14 protein-coding genes and 1 pseudogene are annotated in these 15,117 nt (G+C 64.9%); 13 read left to right on the top strand and 2 right to left on the bottom strand.

Annotated elements, in window-relative coordinates; all coding sequences use genetic code 11:
• Window positions 1-118 precede the first annotated feature (118 nt).
• The 6 genes from ACH107_RS23045 to ACH107_RS23020 all read left to right on the top strand — a co-directional run bounded on the left by ACH107_RS23045 (window position 119) and on the right by ACH107_RS23020 (window position 6,021).
• A complete protein-coding gene (locus tag ACH107_RS23045; protein WP_412507823.1) occupies window positions 119-940 on the top strand; it encodes an MBL fold metallo-hydrolase in 822 nt (273 codons plus the stop codon).
• Between the two features lie 52 nt (window positions 941-992).
• Entirely contained in the window at window positions 993-2,411 is a 1,419-nt protein-coding gene (locus tag ACH107_RS23040) for an FAD-binding oxidoreductase (RefSeq protein ID WP_412507824.1), read from the top strand.
• A 144-nt stretch (window positions 2,412-2,555) separates the two neighbouring features.
• The gene (locus tag ACH107_RS23035; protein ID WP_412507821.1) at window positions 2,556-3,140 is read left to right on the top strand and encodes a hypothetical protein; all 585 of its coding nucleotides are present in this window, start codon (window positions 2,556-2,558) and stop codon (window positions 3,138-3,140) included.
• Between the two features lie 4 nt (window positions 3,141-3,144).
• Window positions 3,145-3,804 (top strand): Fe2+-dependent dioxygenase, encoded by a 660-nt coding sequence (locus ACH107_RS23030; protein ID WP_412507820.1) that lies wholly within the window; start codon window positions 3,145-3,147, stop codon window positions 3,802-3,804.
• A 47-nt stretch (window positions 3,805-3,851) separates the two neighbouring features.
• Window positions 3,852-4,232, top strand: coding sequence for a DUF6746 family protein (locus ACH107_RS23025; protein ID WP_412507818.1), 381 nt, complete (start codon window positions 3,852-3,854; stop codon window positions 4,230-4,232).
• A gap of 124 nt (window positions 4,233-4,356) precedes the next feature.
• Complete coding sequence (locus ACH107_RS23020) at window positions 4,357-6,021, top strand: ABC transporter permease (RefSeq protein ID WP_412507817.1); 1,665 nt, start codon at window positions 4,357-4,359, stop codon at window positions 6,019-6,021.
• A gap of 187 nt (window positions 6,022-6,208) precedes the next feature.
• On the opposite strand, the gene ACH107_RS23015 is transcribed toward ACH107_RS23020, so the two are convergent.
• Window positions 6,209-7,573 carry a flavin-containing monooxygenase gene (locus ACH107_RS23015; protein WP_412507815.1) on the bottom strand — a complete coding sequence of 455 codons (1,365 nt, stop codon included), beginning with the start codon at window positions 7,571-7,573 and terminating at the stop codon, window positions 6,209-6,211.
• A 158-nt stretch (window positions 7,574-7,731) separates the two neighbouring features.
• Here ACH107_RS23015 and ACH107_RS23010 point away from each other — a divergent pair, with 158 nt between their 5' ends.
• On the top strand, window positions 7,732-9,033 hold the full coding sequence (locus tag ACH107_RS23010) for an ABC transporter substrate-binding protein (RefSeq protein ID WP_412507813.1): 1,302 nt from the start codon (window positions 7,732-7,734) through the stop codon (window positions 9,031-9,033).
• An 11-nt stretch (window positions 9,034-9,044) separates the two neighbouring features.
• Here the strand turns inward: ACH107_RS23010 and ACH107_RS23005 are convergent, their stop codons facing one another.
• Window positions 9,045-9,782, bottom strand: coding sequence for a FadR/GntR family transcriptional regulator (locus ACH107_RS23005; protein WP_412507812.1), 738 nt, complete (start codon window positions 9,780-9,782; stop codon window positions 9,045-9,047).
• A 433-nt stretch (window positions 9,783-10,215) separates the two neighbouring features.
• On the opposite strand from ACH107_RS23005, the gene ACH107_RS23000 reads away from it, so the two are divergent.
• From ACH107_RS23000 to ACH107_RS22975, 6 genes and pseudogenes are all read left to right on the top strand, one after another.
• Complete coding sequence (locus ACH107_RS23000; protein ID WP_412507810.1) at window positions 10,216-11,505, top strand: ABC transporter substrate-binding protein; 1,290 nt, start codon at window positions 10,216-10,218, stop codon at window positions 11,503-11,505.
• A 67-nt stretch (window positions 11,506-11,572) separates the two neighbouring features.
• Window positions 11,573-12,442: a branched-chain amino acid ABC transporter permease gene (locus tag ACH107_RS22995; RefSeq protein WP_412507809.1), complete on the top strand. Its 870-nt coding sequence runs from the start codon at window positions 11,573-11,575 to the stop codon at window positions 12,440-12,442.
• On the top strand, window positions 12,435-13,418 hold the full coding sequence (locus ACH107_RS22990) for a branched-chain amino acid ABC transporter permease (protein ID WP_412507807.1): 984 nt from the start codon (window positions 12,435-12,437) through the stop codon (window positions 13,416-13,418). The genes ACH107_RS22995 and ACH107_RS22990 overlap by 8 nt, the downstream gene beginning before the upstream one ends.
• Window positions 13,415-14,182 (top strand): ABC transporter ATP-binding protein, encoded by a 768-nt coding sequence (locus ACH107_RS22985; RefSeq protein WP_412507806.1) that lies wholly within the window; start codon window positions 13,415-13,417, stop codon window positions 14,180-14,182. Before ACH107_RS22990 ends, ACH107_RS22985 begins: the two co-directional genes overlap by 4 nt.
• Window positions 14,172-14,879, top strand: coding sequence for an ABC transporter ATP-binding protein (locus tag ACH107_RS22980; protein ID WP_412507804.1), 708 nt, complete (start codon window positions 14,172-14,174; stop codon window positions 14,877-14,879). Before ACH107_RS22985 ends, ACH107_RS22980 begins: the two co-directional genes overlap by 11 nt.
• Window positions 14,839-15,117: pseudogene (locus ACH107_RS22975) on the top strand (hypothetical protein); the annotation flags it as partial. The gene ACH107_RS22980 and the pseudogene ACH107_RS22975, both read left to right, overlap by 41 nt.

Below are 15,117 nucleotides of genomic sequence, written 5' to 3'. Positions count from 1 at the left end.
CCTCAGGGCGGTCAGTTGGTCGATGAGGGCGTTCATGCCGCAGCCTCCTCCGTCGAGCACAGCGTCTCATAGCGCTTGCAATCCGCCTCGGGCCGCAAGTTCTTCAGGAGGGCGTTTCATGATCCGGTTTGTTCTTGCCTTCGTTCTGCTTGCCACCGCCGCGACGGCGCAGGGGCGCAAGCCCAGCCACTGCATCGCGGTGGCGGATGCCGCGCCGGGCCTAGAGTATCTCACCAAGGCTTCGTGGGCGGAACCGGTGCCGGACGCGTCGGTCCGGCTGCGGTATATCGCGCATGCGTCCTTCCTCATCCAGACGCATGACGGGGTGTCCGCCGTCACCGATTTCACGGGGTTCATCGGCAACGTGGATTTCACCCCGGACCTCGTGACGATGAACCATGCCCATTCGACCCACTGGACGGCCAACCCCGACCCGGCGATTCCCCATGTCCTGCGGGGCTGGGGCGAAGAATTCGGCGCGGGGGCGGATCATTACCTTGACCTTGGCGGGATGCTGGTGCGCAACGTCCCGACCGACATCCGGTCCCATGCGGGGGAGGTGGAACCGCGCGGGAACTCGATCTTCGTGTTCGAGGCCGCGGGGCTGTGCATCGGCCATCTCGGGCATCTTCACCACGCACCGAGCCCCGAGCAATACGCCGCGCTGGGGCGGCTGGACGTGGTGATGGCGCCGGTCGACGGGGGCTACACGCTGGACCTGCCCACGATGATGAAAGTGTTGCGGCGGCTGAAATCGCGGATCGTGATCCCGATGCACTGGTTCGCCGACGGGTCGTTGGACCGGTTCCTTGCCGGGATGGCGGATTCGTTCCGCATCGTGGCGCCGGACAGGAGCGAGATCACCGTGTCATTGCGCAGCCTGCCGGCGGATCCCACGATCATGGTGCTGCGCCCCGCCTATCTGCGCGATGGCGGGTGAGGTCGTGACCGGCAGGGATGGCAGCGCGTGCTACGCGTGCTACACACACGGCATGGAGTTGAACTCGGTCACACCGGACTTCCTGTCGCGCCTGGACCAGGCGCTGCCCGCGGCGACCCTGCGGGCGGCCGAGCCGCGTTACCTGGAGGAGCCACGCAGCCGATGGACAGGGCGGGCCGGCGGTGTCGTCGCCCCCGCCCGGGTGGCTGAGGTCGCCACGGTCGTCCGGCTGGCCCGCGAGGCGCGCGTGCCGGTGGTGCCCTATGGCGGCGGTACCGGGCTGGTCGGGGGGCAGGTCGCGCCCGAGGGGCCGGCGCCGCTGATCCTGAGCCTTGAGCGGATGCGTGCCGTGCGCGCGGTCTACCCGGAAGAGAACGTGATGGTCGCCGAGGCCGGCGCCGTTCTGTCGGACATTCACGCGGCGGCGGAGGCTGCCGGGCGGCTCTACCCGTTGACCATCGCGGCCAAGGGCAGCGCGCGGCTGGGCGGGCTTTTGGCCACGAATGCCGGCGGGGTCAACGTGCTGCGGTACGGCAATGCGCGCGAGTTGTGCCTCGGGCTGGAGGCGGTACTGCCGGACGGGCAGGTGTGGCACGGGCTCAAGCGGCTGCGCAAGGACAACATGGGCTATGACCTGCGCGACCTTCTGATCGGGGCGGAGGGGACGCTGGGCGTGATCACGGCCGCCGCGCTGAAGCTGCACCCGGTTCCGGCGGCGCGGGGGACCGCGCTGATGGTGGTGGATGATCCGCGCGCCGCGCTGGACCTGCTGGCGCTGGCGCGGGATCACATGGCCGAGGGCGTCAGCGCGTTCGAATTGATGCACCGGACGGGGCTGGATTTCCTTGCCGAGGCCATGCCCGACCTGCGCCGGCCGTTCGCGGCGGCGCCGGACTGGGTCGTATTGATCGAGGTGGGGCTCGGGCGCGGGCAGGACCCGGGCGAGGCGCTGGAAGCGCTTTTCGCGGCGGCGCTGGAGGCGGGGCTGGTCAGTGACGGGATGATCGCCCGGTCCGAGGCGCAGCGGCAAGCCTTCTGGGACGTGCGCGAGAACATTCCCGAGGCGAATCGCCGGATCGGGGCGATCAGTTCGCATGACATATCCCTGCCGCTCGGCGCGATCCCGGGGTTCATCGCGATGGCGCCCGCCGTGCTGGCCCGGCTGGGCGATTTCAGGATCAACTGTTTCGGCCACCTGGGTGACGGGAACCTGCATTACAACGTCTTTCCGCCCCGGGGCGGGCGGCGCGAGGACCACGTTGCCCGGCGCGACGAGATCAAGCGGGCGGTTCATGACCTCGTGCACGAGATGGACGGGTCTGTCGCGGCGGAGCATGGTGTGGGGCGGCTCAAGGTCGGGGACCTGGAGCGCTATGCCGATCCGGCCAAGCTGTCGGCGATGCGCGCCATCAAGGCGGCGCTTGATCCGCCGGGGATCATGAACCCCGGTGCCGTCCTGCGGCCGGAGTGACTTGGCCGAAAGAGGTTGGCCCGCGCGACGATGCCGGGTCGCTATCAATTCTGACTAAAATAGTATGATTTTCTTGACGCAACCTCCGGCGCGCTGTTATTGACCAAAATTGTAAGGATTGACGCGGCGAAGCGGACCGACAGGATGACGGACGAAACCGAGACGCAACGCCGGCTGGTGAAAGCCCGTCGGAACCTGACCTTGGGGGCGCTTGCCGCGGCCGTTGCGGGCGGTGCCGCCCATGCCGCGCCGGTGATGAGCAAAACGGCCGATGCGCCGGGCTGGGTGCAGCTGGCCTCCGGCGAAGGTGAGGGTGAGGGCGAAGGTGCCTCCCATGGCGAAGGTGAGGGCGAAGGCGAAGGTGAAGGCGGCAGTGCCGCGCTGCCCTCGGAAACCGGCCTGATGCGCGACCTCGGCTTCATGGAGGGGCGCCTGCGTGCCGGCATGGCCCTTTACAAGGCAGGGGATCTTGACGCGGCCAGGACGCATATGGGCCATCCTATCGAGGAAAAGTACGGCGCCGTCGCCGCGCCCCTGGCCGAGCGCGGGTATGACCGGCTGAAGAGTGAGATCGAAGCGCTGGCCGCGGCCGCCGAGATGGCGAAGGCGGTCGAGACGACATCGACTGTTTACGGCGACCTGCAGGGTGACGGCGATTACGCGATGGACAGCAGCGTGATCTATGCGGCCGCCGCGCGCATGGAGCTGGCGCTTGCCGGGTGGAAGTAGCGCCATGTTCATGGTGATCGGTGATGTGCTGGACCAGCACATGGTGGCGGCGATGAAGGGCGCCGCCGACGGGATCGAGTTCGAGGATGGCAAGGCCACTGCCGGACGCTACGCGCGCGGGGTGAAGGACAACCTGCAGGCCAAGCCCACGGATGCGTTGGACGAGATCTTCGAAACGGTGCGCGGCCGTCTTTGGCAGAACGAGCTGTTCAAATCCGCCGCGCGACCGCGGAAATTCGCGCGGATGCTGCTGTCGCGCTACCGAGAGGGCATGGAATACGGTCTGCACGTGGATGACCCGATCATGCAGGGCAGTCGCAGCGACCTGTCCTTTACCCTGCCGTTGAGCGACGCCGGCAGCTACGAGGGCGGCGGGCTGATCATTGACGACGGGATCGAGGAGCGCGTGATCCGGCTGAAAGCCGGGGACCTGATACTTTATCCCACCAGCGCGCTGCACCGGGTCGAGCCGGTGCGGCGGGGCGAACGCATGGCGATCGTCGGCTGGGTGACGAGCTGGGTCCGCGACGCGGCCCGGCGCGAGGTGCTGCATGATCTTGATGTGGCCGCCCGCGCGATTTTCGACGACCACGGCAAGACGCCGGCCTTCGACCGGCTTTTCAAGGCAAAAAGCAACCTGACCCGCATGTGGGCGGATGGCTGAGGCGGGCCCGCCGCCGACCACGGCTAGAACACGAGAGGACACCAAGCATGAAAAACGGAATTCAGATCGTCGCCACCTGCGTCGCCATCGCGGTGGGCGGCAGCCCCTTCGCGCACGCGGAAGAGCGGACGGACCACTACGCGGCCGAGCCGTCGGAAACCCTGGCCGCCGCGATGGACAACTTCGTGACGTATAACCGCAAGATGAAGGCGGTGCTGGAGCGCGACCCGCTGACGGTGCAGGACATGGAGGAAATCCATCAGCTCACCTACACCATCGAGGTGGCGCTGGCCCGCATCAACGAGGAACTGGGCGCTTTGCCCGTGGTGCTTGAACGGGTGCACCTGACGAGCGAGGGCGACAATCCCGCCGCGCTCAAGGGGGCGGCCGCGGTATACCTTGAACAGGCCGATCTGCTGGACCGGTAGGCGCCGGCACGGAGGGGCGCGCGGCCCCGTGCGCCCTTGCCGCACGGTTTTTGTCGGGTTCGTCTGGTCATGGCCCCGGATTTATGGCAGCCAGTGCGGGTGATTTCCTGCCGGAGTGACTGGAATGGGCGAACGGCTGCTCGACAAACTGGCCTGGGTGGTGGCGGGCATCTGCATCGCGCCGATCCTGGCGGCGGGCCTCTCGGCATTGTCGGGCGATCTGCAGACATGGCGCGACATCCTTGCCTCGGTCCTGCCGCGCTATGTGCGCACGACCGCGGCCCTCGTGCTGATCGTCGGGGTGTCAACGGCGCTTATCGGGTCGGTCACGGCGTGGTTGGTCACCGTCTACCGGTTTCCCGGCGCGCGGTGGCTGGAAGTGGCCTTGGCGCTGCCGCTGGCCTTTCCGGCCTATGTGCTGGCCTACGCCTATACCCATCTTCTGGACCATCCCGGCGCGGTGCAGACGCTGTTGCGCGACGTGACAGGCTGGGGGCCGCGGGAGTACTGGTTTCCCGAGATCCGCAGCCTCGGCGGGGCGGCGATGATGCTGTCCATCGTGCTGTACCCCTATGTCTACCTGTTGGCGCGGGCCTCGTTCCGACAGCAAAGCAGCAATGCCTTTCTGGTGGCGCGCACGCTGGGGCGGTCCCCCCTGCGGGCGTTCTGGCGGGTGGCGCTGCCCATGGCGCGCCCCGCGATCGCGGGCGGCGCGCTGCTGGCCGTGATGGAAACCATCGCGGATTTCGGCACGGTCGCCTTCTTCAACGTGCAGACCTTCGCGACGGGCATCTACCAGGCGTGGTTCTCGCTGGGCGACAGGCCCGCGGCGGCGCAGCTGTCGCTGTGCCTGCTGAGCTTCGCGCTGCTGCTGGCGGGGCTGGAGCGGGCCAGCCGGGGCCGCGCCCGCACCGCCGGGCGTGGCGCGCGGTTCGAAACGATGGAAAAGGCGCGGTTGACCGGCGCGGCGGGATGGCTGGCGACCGCCCTGTGCCTCGCGCCGGTGCTGCTGGGGTTCGTCATCCCGGTGATCATGCTGGGGATCATGGCGGTGGGATCGGGGCAGAACCTGTTCGATGACCGGTATATCGACCTCATGATCAACTCGGTCACGCTCGGGAGCGTCGCGGCGGTGCTGACCGTCATCGGTGCCGTGCTGATCGGGTATCGCGCGCGCACGCGCCCGGGACGCACGTCGCGCCTGCTGGTGATCGGGGCGGGGCTGGGATACGCTGTGCCCGGCGGTGTCATCGCCGTGGGGCTGATGGTGCCGATGGCCGCCTTCGACAACATGATCGACGCCGTGATGGAGGCACGGTTCGGCATTGATACCGGCCTGCTGATCACCGGGTCGATCTGGTTGATGGTGGTGGCCTACATGGCGCGGTTCATGGCGGCCGCGCTCAACGCCTATGACAGCGGCATGGCGACCATTCCCGCGCATTTCGACGCGATCGGGCGCTCGCTGGGCCAGTCGGGGCCGCGGTTGCTCTGGCGGATACACCTCCCCGTGGCCCGGACAAGCGTGGTGACGGCACTGCTGATCGTTTTCGTGGACGTGATGAAGGAATTGCCGGCCACGCTGATCCTTCACCCGTTCAATTTCCAGACATTGGCGGTGCAGGCGCACCGGCTGGCTGCCGACGAGCGCTTGGCCGAGGCCGCGGTGCCGTCGCTCGTGCTGGTCGCGTTCGGGCTGATCCCTGTGCTGATCCTGTGCCGGTCGATCGGTTCGGAAGCGCCCGCGCGGCGCGCGGCACGCGTGGGCGCGGCCGTGAAGTCCGGCTGAGCCCGGACAAGGCCATGCCCGGGCCGCGGCCGGCATCGGGCGCCCGGGCGGCCCGCAACATCGGTCACTGATACCCCAAGACACTACCGCGAAAAAAAACCGGCCCCGAGGGGCCGGCAGTTCGGAAACCTACCGAAGATGTCGTCGCGTCCCGACCCGGGGGAGTGGAGGGCCGGGACGCGGCCGGTCAGGCCGTTTCGGTCTGCTTGCCGGTTTGCAGATAACATTCGAGGCTGTCGTCCAGCGCCTCTTTCCACGGGGTATGGTGCGGCGGTGCCTGTTTGCCGGTGAGCGGCGAGACATAGCCGTGATCGCGGAAGGTCATGATGTTTTCCTTCTTGTGCTTCTTCCATTCGAAGAACGCCTGACAGGCGGCCTGCACATCGAAGCTTGGATAATCCGTCTCGGCGACCAGTTCCTTGATGTAGTCGCCCTGGAACTGGATGCAGTCGGGATCGGTCTCGTTCTTGTCCTCCAGCGCCTGACGTGCCTTCCAGTCGGCGTCCATCGTCGCCTTGTCGGGGATCTCGATCTTGCCCATGATGGCGTCGCGGACCCACCAAGCCTGCGCATCGAACATGTTGAAGGTGAACCACTGGTCCTGCATCCCGAGATAGAACAGCTTGGGATTATGCACCCAGACGACACCCTTGTAGAGGTCCGTGGTGGCCAGCCGGTTCGCCGTCTTGAGCCGTAGGTCGTCCGGCAGGAAGGGGAAATGGTGCTTGTAGCCGGTGCACAGGATGATCGCGTCGACATCGCGCGTCGTGCCGTCCTTGAAATGGGCCGTCTTGCCCTCGACCTTGACCAGCGCCGGCACCTCGTCCCAGTTGTCGGGCCATTCGAAGCCCATCGGCGCCGAGCGATAGCATGACACGATCGAGTTGCAGCCGTATTTCCAGCACTGCGAGCCGATATCCTCGGCCGAGTAGCTGGCGCCCATGATCAGGATGTCCTTGCCCTGGAATTCGCGGGCATCGCGGAAGTCATGCGCGTGAAGGATGCGGCCGTTGAACTTGTCGAACCCGGGGTATTCCGGGACGTTGGGAATGGAGAAATGGCCCGTCGCCACGATCACGTGGTCGAATTGCTCGGACGATTCCTCGTCTTTCTGGGTGTCGCGGGCGGTGACGGTGAACTTGCCGGTGGCGTCGTCGTACTGCACGTCCCGGATGAGGTGGTTGAACCGGATCCAGTCGCGCACGCCGGCTTTCTTGATGCGCCCCTCGATGTAGTCGTAGAGTACCTCGCGCGGCGGGTAGCTGGCGATTTCCTTGCCGAAATGTTCGTCAAAGCTGTAATCGGCGAATTCCAGCCCCTCCTTGGGCCCGTTGGACCACAGGTACCGGTACATCGAACAATGCACGGGCTCGCCATCCTGGTCCACGCCGGTGCGCCACGTGTAATTCCAAAGGCCACCCCATTCGGACTGTTTCTCGTAGCAGACGATCTCGGGAATCTCCTCGCCCTTTTCCGCGGCCGACTGGAACGCCCGAAGCTGCGCAAGCCCAGACGGACCCGCGCCGATGATCGCAACTCTTTTCTTGGCCATTCTTTATCTCCCTGGATTGGTATGAACCAAAATCCTTGTTTGGTTCTTTTGGTCCATTGCAGTAAGCCAAATGCTGAACCAATGTGTCAACAGGAATGATTGTCTGTGTGAAAATTTCATGATTTCCTGCCCGGAAACCCCGCAACGGGATGCAAGCAATGGATTCGTCGAGCTTTGCCCATCGTCTGGCCATCAGCGGCGCGCTGCCGCGGCTGTCGGTCGGCATGGCCAACACGGTGAATATCGGGTTCCTCGCGCCGCTTTCCGGGCAGGTCGAAAGCTGGGGGTTGCCGGGCTTGCACGGGTGCCGCATCTGGGAAAGCTGGCTCAACAACGCCGGGGGCGTGCTGATCGGCGGGCGCCGCTACCCGATTCGGATACACGCCCATGACTGCGGCGCGGGCGCAGAGGCCGCCCGCGAAGGGGCGATGCGGCTTGTGCAGGAACACGACGTCAAGTTGCTGATGATGCTGGGGGGCGACATGTTCACGCCGGTCTCCGATTACCTGATGGATCGCCGGATCCTGACGTCCACCCTGCTGCCGTCGGACCTGAGCCCCGACACGCCCTACCTCATCGCGCCGTCAGAGGTGCATCCGATCTACGTGGTCACGGGCGTTGCGTGGCTGGCGCGCAACCGCCCGGACCTGAAGACCGTGGCGATGTGCAGCCAGCGTGACGGGATGGGCCTGCCATCACTGGCGACGTACCGCGCCGCGTTCCGGGCGGCCGGGGTCAGCAACGTCAAGGAAGTGCAGTACGCGCCCGAAGGCGGGGACGTGGCCGCGATCGTCGATTCTATGCTGGCGGCGAACCCCGATATCCTGTGCTGGTGCACCAGTTACACCCCGATGGTGCACGCGATGACGGAATATGCCTACAGCCGCGGATTCAGCGGGCAGATCATTTCCTGCACGCTGGACCACTACGAGCGGCTGGTAGCGCGGACATCGCGCGCGTTCATGGAGGGCGTGCTATTCCAGTTTCCCGATTTCGACGATGCGGAACTTCGCGAGAAGGCCTTCTTCTTCAACCAGCCGAACGTGTTCTACGAGGAATACAACAACCTTTATCCCGAAAGCTGGAGCGCGGTGAGCTGGGAATATGCGGCGATCCTCGATATCTGGCACGCCGCCGTCGAGAAGGCGGGCACCGTGAACCCGGTGTCGGTGCTGGCCGCCATGAAGCAGCTTGGCCATGTCACCCATGCCTTCGGTCCGGCCCAGTGGTGGGGCAGCGAGATTTTCGGGATCGACAACGCGCTGGTCGGTGACTGGCCCGTCGTGTCGATCCGCGATGGCAAGGCGAAGGTCGTCGGCTTCGGCAGCATCCCCGACTGGTTGAGCCGCCACAGCGACCTGTTGCGAGAAGAGATGCTGGACCTCGGCCAGATGTGGGAACAGCGTCTCGAGCGCGCCGAAACGGGGACAGAACTGCGCGCCCGCAGCCTCGACGGCTAGACACGCGGCGTTCAGATTTCCTGCAGCAGCAGTTTCTGTTCTTCCACAAGGTGCAGCTTGATGAACTCGACCGCCGACGCCACGTCGCGCGAGCCGATTGCGTTGAACAGCGTGTTGTACCGTTTCTGGTAATCCTGAATGCGCTTGGGCGTCAGGTTGCGGCGCCGCAGCTTGGTGCGAAAGCTCTGCCTGTAGGTCTCGATCGTCAGGCGATAGCACGAGGCGAGCAGCGGGTTTCCCGTGCCTTCGGCGATCTTGGTATAGAGATGCTCCTCAAGCTCGATGAAGGCATCCACGTCGGTCGTGATGGTTTCCATCCTGGACAACGTCTCGGCAAGTTCGGTGATCTGGCGCGGCGTCATGTTGACCACGGCGAGGCGCACCATCTCGGGTTCGAGGATGCCGCGGACGACGAGGTGATCAAGCGGGCTGGTTTCGTCCGCCACCGAATCGGTCGGGTCGGCGGGTGTGCTTCGCGGTGTCGTGGAGCGATACGTGACGAAGCTGCCCGACCCGGCGCGGCGACGGATGGCCCTCTGGCTTTCGAGAACATCCAGCGCCTCGCGCACGGTGTTGCGTGCGACACCAAGTTCGGAGGCAAGTGTCCGTTCCGAAGGCAGGCGGGTATCCGTCGGATATTCCTCGGATTTTATCCGGGCGAAAAGCGTGTCCACAACGATCTGCACGGTGGCGCCGATCGGTTGGCTTGTCACGATACTGGTGGTGTCCTTGTCGGATTGCGTGTTCATTCCCGTCACTTTTCCTGTCTCCGCTCCGCCGCGCGGTCCGTGTGCCTGCGGCGCCACGGAACGTGGTCCCCGGTCGTGGCCGCATATGTCTCTATACCAGTAAAAGGGTCCATCACGAAAATTGGTACCTTCGCGATCGGATCGGAATTGTTGCCCAAAGGCGACGACAACATTCTGTTTTTGAAATAAATTCGCGTTATTTTGCCGCGGCTCGTGAACCGAAATAGCACCAAAAAAGTGATCCGATCCTGTTTTTGAACCAATTTTCTTGGCAGATCGGGGTGCTTCTGTTAGCGTCCATACCACGAGGCCAAACCAATTTGCGCGAACTGGTACCTTCGGGCCAAGGCGACGCATCCCCGCAAGAGGGAAGATGAAACGGCCTCCAAGAACATCGCCCGTAAAACGGGCACACCAACATGGGAGAAAATCAATGCTTAACAAGATCGTGAAGTCGGGTCTGACACGCCGGACCTTTTTGCAGTCGACAGCGGCGGCTGCCGCGGCGTCGAGCCTGCCGCGCATCGCCAACGCGCAGGACAACGTGATCAAGATCGGCTTTCTCGCGCCGCTGACCGGCCCGGTCGCCGCCTGGGGCAAGCCGGGACTGGACGGGTGCGAGATCTGGGCCGAACGCGTGAACGCCGCGGGCGGGATCACGCTGGGCGACCAGAGCTACATGGTCGAGTTCGTGCCGTATGACAACGAATACGACCCGGCCAAGGCCCGGACCGGTGCGACCAAGCTGATCCGCGAGGACGGCGTGAGCTTCATCATGATGCTGGGCGGCGATACGTGGCCGGGCGTGCAGCCGGTGGCGGATCGTACCGGGATGCTGTTCTCGACGCTGCTGCCCAGTGACCTGAGCCCTGACACGAGCACGCTGATCGCCCCGGCCGAGGTGCACCCGATCTACAACGTGACCGGGGTGCAGTGGCTGAACGAGAACAAGCCTGACCTGAAGACCGCGGTAATGTGCGCGCAGGACGACGCGCTGGGCCTGCCGTCAGTGGCGACCTACCTCGCCGCCTTCGAGGCGGCCGGCATCGAGATGCAGGACGATCCGCTGCTGTTCGATCCGGCGACCACGGATTTCGCGCCGGTCGTGACCAAGCTGATCTCGTCGAACCCCGATATCGTCTGCCTCGACACCTGCTATTCGGACTACGTGCATCCGATCTGCGAGCAATTGTTCCAGCAGGGCTACGAGGGCCAGATCATCAGCTGCACGCTGGATTTCTACGACCAGATCATCGAGAAGACCTCCAAGGAGTTCATGGAAGGCGTGATCTTCCAGTTCCCGGATTTCGACGACCCGGCGCTGAATTCCGACCAAGTGAATTTCGAGGATCCGAACGGTTTCTTCGCCGAGTACAGCGAGCGCTTCCCCGGTCAATGGGGCGCGGTGAGCTGGGAATACGCCTCGATCATGGACCTGTGGAAAGCCGCCGCGGAAAAGGCCGGCTCGGCCGAGCCCGACGCCGTGATCACCGCGATGAAGGACGGCGGCACGGGCAAGCACGCCTTCGGCGACGCGCAATGGTGGGGTACCGACCTGTTCGGGATCGACAATGCGCTCGTCGGGGACTGGCCCGTTGTCGCGATCGAGGACGGCAAGGCCCGGATCAAGGACTTCGGCAATATTCCCGACTGGTATGACCAGCATGGTGACCTGGTCGTCAAGCACATGACGGCCTACGACCAGATGTGGAACCAGCGCTGAGGCGCGACAGGGCGGCGCGGCCTTGCCCGTGCCGTCCCTTCTTCCCAAAAAATGAAAGACCACAGGCATGCTGGACCTCCTTGCGCAGACCGGCCTGAACGCCCTGTACGCGGCCAGTTACATCTCGCTCATCGCCGTCGGCCTCGTGCTGATCTTCGGCGTGATGGGCGTGATCAACTTCGCCCATGGCGAGCTCTACATGGCGGGCGCCTACACGATCGTGCTGCTGTATTCCGATTTGAACGTTCCGTTTTTCGTTGCCGTCGCGGCGGGCCTGCTTTTTGTCGGGTGCCTCGGGCTGTTGATGGAACGGACGCTTTTCCGACCGTTGAGGGACAATCCCCTCGGGGGGCTCGTGGCCTCGATCGGGTTCCTGATGATCCTGCAGGCGCTGGCCGTCATGGGGTTCGGCGTTCGGATGGAGCATATCCCCCCCGTCACGCAGCACGTCATCGAGTTTTCCGACCGCGTGCGCCTGCCCCTGTCGCGGCTCTATGTCATCATTGCCGCCGTCGTTCTTCTGGGCGCGCTCTGGGTTTTCCTCAAGCGGACCCGCTTCGGCTGGGCGCTGCGCGCGGCCGCGCAGGACCCGGAAGCGGCCGCGTTGCAGGGCATCTCGATCACCCAGACGGCGCGGATCGCGATGTTCATCGGGGCCGGGCTGGCCGGGATCGCCGGCGCGCTGACGGCGCCGCTGGTATCGGTCAACCCGCACATGGGCCATTCGGTCATCATCACGGCCTTCATCGTGATCATCGTCGGCGGGGTCGGATCGCTTGAAGGCGCGGTCGTCGCCTCGGTGGCCTATGCCATCGTGCATACCTTCGTCACCACGTTCTGGGACGGCGTGATCGCCGACATCGTGGGGCTGAGCCTCATGCTGCTGGTCCTGATCGTCAAACCCACCGGGCTATTCGGGAGTGCGGACCGTGCGTAACCTCGTTCTCATTGCGCTCGGGCTGGCCGCGCTTATCGCGCTGCCGCACGGGCTGAGCTTTTCGCAGCAGCAGATCCTTGTCTTTCTGGTGCTTCACATCCTCGTCGTGTCGTCCTACCGGCTGCTCACGCTGACGGGCGAGTGGTCGCTGGCGCATGTCGTGATCATGGGGGTCGGGGCCTATGCCTCGGCGCTCTTCAGCAAGGAGCTGGGGATCTGGGTGCCGGTGTCGGTCGTGCTGGGCGGGATCACCGCGGCGCTGGTGGCCGTGCTCCTGTCCTTCCCGCTTTTCCGGATGAAGGGGTTCTACTTCCTCATCGGGTCCTTCGCGGCGGGCGAGATCATCCGCCTGCTCTGGAAACGGTTCCGCGATCCGTTCGGCGGGGCCAAGGGCATCAAGGGCATCGAGCCGATGCCCGACTTCTCCATCGGGATCTACGATTTCGACTTCTTCGAACCGGTGAGCTACTACTACTTCTCGGGGGTCATCGTGATGGTCTGCCTGTGGATCCTGTGGCGGATCGAGAAAAGCCCGGTCGGGCTGACCTTTCACGCCGTGCACTGGCAGGACAAGCTGGCCGAGGCGTCGGGCGTCAACCTGCGGGCCTACCGCACGCTGGCCTTTGCCATCGCCAGCGGCTTTGCCGGGCTGGCGGGGGCGCTGATGGGCCATTACGTGGGCACGATCAATCCCAACAGCTTCGAGGTGACGCTGATGGTCTATGTCCTGACATGGGCGATCGTGGGCGGCACGGCCACATTCTACGGGCCGATCCTGGGCTGTGTCGTGTTGACCGTGCTGAACGAGATCGTGCTGCGCGAACTGGGCTTCGAGCAGATGCGGCCGCTGATCTACGGCGCGATCATGATCCTGTCGATCCTCTTCCTGCCCAAGGGGCTGGAAAGCGTGGTGCAGAAGCTGCTGCCGAAGCGTTCGACGCAAGAGACAAACGCCGACAAGGAGGCGCGAACATGACGCAGTTTCTCGAAGTGGACAACCTGACCATGCGCTTCGGCGGCCTGACCGCTGTCGACGGGCTCAGCTTCAGGGTCAACCACGGTGAAATCCACGGTCTGATCGGCCCCAACGGGGCCGGCAAGACCACGACCTTCAACATGATCTCGGGCTTCTACAAGCCAAGCGACGGGCAGGTTCGCCTGCGCGGCGAGAACATTTCCGGCCTCAAGATGCACGAGGTCGCCCGGCGCGGGGTGGTGCGGACGTTCCAGCATTCGACCCTTTTTGCCGAGATGACGGTGATGGAAAACGCGCTGGTGGGCACGCACATGCCCTTCCGGCCCAACATCTTCGCCGCGATCGTCGGCTGGGACCGGGAAGATCGGCACGGCGCCGAGGCGCGCGCCCGCGAGGCGCTGGAGTTCTTCGGCATCGATGATCTGCGCGATGAATATGCCGGCGATCTCAGTCACGGGCACCAGCGCGCGCTGGGCATGGCGGTGGCCTATGCCAGCCACCCGGACGTGATGCTGCTGGACGAGCCCTTCACCGGGATGAACCCCGAGGAGACGAAGCGCATGATGGACCTCATGTGCAAGCTGCGCGACGACGGCATCACCATCCTTCTCGTGGAGCATGACATGCACGCGATCATGGGGCTGTGCGACAGCATCACCTGCATGAGCTTCGGCAAGCTGTTGGCCGAGGGCGGCCCCGAGGAGATCCGCAACCACCCGGCCGTGATCGAGGCTTACCTGGGGGGCACGCATCATGCTGCTTGAGATGAAGGATATCTCGGTCAATTACGGCAAGGTGTCGGCGGTGCGCAACATCTCGATCAACGTGCCGGAGGGCCGGATCGTGACGATCATCGGCGGCAACGGCGCGGGCAAGACCACGACGTTGCGCGCGATGTCCGGCATGGTCGGCGTGGCGCAGGGCGAAATCCATTTCGAGGGGCAGCGCGTGGACGGGCTGAGCAGCGACAAGGTGGTGGCCCGCGGCATCGCGCATGTGCCCGAGGGGCGGCGCATCTTTCCCGACATGACGGTCGAGGAAAACCTGCGCACCGGCGCGTTCCTGCGGCGCGATCATGACGCGGTGGACAGCGACCTTGAAGACGTGTTCGACCGGTTTCCGCGGCTCAAGGAACGCCGCCGGCAGATGGCCAAGACGATGTCGGGCGGTGAACAGCAGATGTTGGCGATCGGCCGCGCGCTGATGTCGCGGCCGAAACTTCTGCTGATGGACGAACCCTCGATGGGGCTGGCGCCCGTTATCGTCGAGGAGATCGCCCGCATCGTCGAAGAGATCAACAAGCAAGGCCTGTCGGTGGTGCTGGTGGAACAGAATGCCGAACTGGCGCTGGAACTTGCCGATCACGCCTATGTTCTGGAAACCGGAAACATGGCATTGGAGGGCCCGGCGGATGAGCTTCATGACAACGACCATGTTCGCGCCGCGTATCTGGGGGTTTGATTTCTCGGCACCGCGCGCGCAGGCCGCGTTGCAGGCCGGCTGGCGCCGGCGCGACCTGCTGTGGGAAGACCTCATGGAGCAAGGGTGCGCCGCCTGGGCCGATGGCCGCACGGGCGACGCGCGGCGCTGTTTCACGCGGTTGTTTCAACGGGCCGAGTATAAATTCATGACCGTGCATGTGTCGAGGATTCATGGCCCGCCGCGATGCCGACGGCTTGCCGACGCGTTGCCGCGCCCG

This window comes from Roseovarius halophilus (ex Wu et al. 2025) (genome assembly GCF_047086965.1).
Note: the sequence above shows the minus strand (reverse complement) of the source record. Positions and strands in the feature narration are given on the sequence as shown.

Coding starts and splice junctions, on each gene's coding strand:
- ACH107_RS23045 (WP_412507823.1), top strand. CDS start 119: ATGATCCGGTTTGTTCTTGCCTTCGTTCTGCTTGCCACCGCCGCGACG.
- ACH107_RS23040 (WP_412507824.1), top strand. CDS start 993: ATGGAGTTGAACTCGGTCACACCGGACTTCCTGTCGCGCCTGGACCAG.
- ACH107_RS23035 (WP_412507821.1), top strand. CDS start 2,556: ATGACGGACGAAACCGAGACGCAACGCCGGCTGGTGAAAGCCCGTCGG.
- ACH107_RS23030 (WP_412507820.1), top strand. CDS start 3,145: ATGTTCATGGTGATCGGTGATGTGCTGGACCAGCACATGGTGGCGGCG.
- ACH107_RS23025 (WP_412507818.1), top strand. CDS start 3,852: ATGAAAAACGGAATTCAGATCGTCGCCACCTGCGTCGCCATCGCGGTG.
- ACH107_RS23020 (WP_412507817.1), top strand. CDS start 4,357: ATGGGCGAACGGCTGCTCGACAAACTGGCCTGGGTGGTGGCGGGCATC.
- ACH107_RS23015 (WP_412507815.1), bottom strand. CDS start 7,573: ATGGCCAAGAAAAGAGTTGCGATCATCGGCGCGGGTCCGTCTGGGCTT.
- ACH107_RS23010 (WP_412507813.1), top strand. CDS start 7,732: ATGGATTCGTCGAGCTTTGCCCATCGTCTGGCCATCAGCGGCGCGCTG.
- ACH107_RS23005 (WP_412507812.1), bottom strand. CDS start 9,782: ATGAACACGCAATCCGACAAGGACACCACCAGTATCGTGACAAGCCAA.
- ACH107_RS23000 (WP_412507810.1), top strand. CDS start 10,216: ATGCTTAACAAGATCGTGAAGTCGGGTCTGACACGCCGGACCTTTTTG.
- ACH107_RS22995 (WP_412507809.1), top strand. CDS start 11,573: ATGCTGGACCTCCTTGCGCAGACCGGCCTGAACGCCCTGTACGCGGCC.
- ACH107_RS22985 (WP_412507806.1), top strand. CDS start 13,415: ATGACGCAGTTTCTCGAAGTGGACAACCTGACCATGCGCTTCGGCGGC.
- ACH107_RS22980 (WP_412507804.1), top strand. CDS start 14,172: ATGCTGCTTGAGATGAAGGATATCTCGGTCAATTACGGCAAGGTGTCG.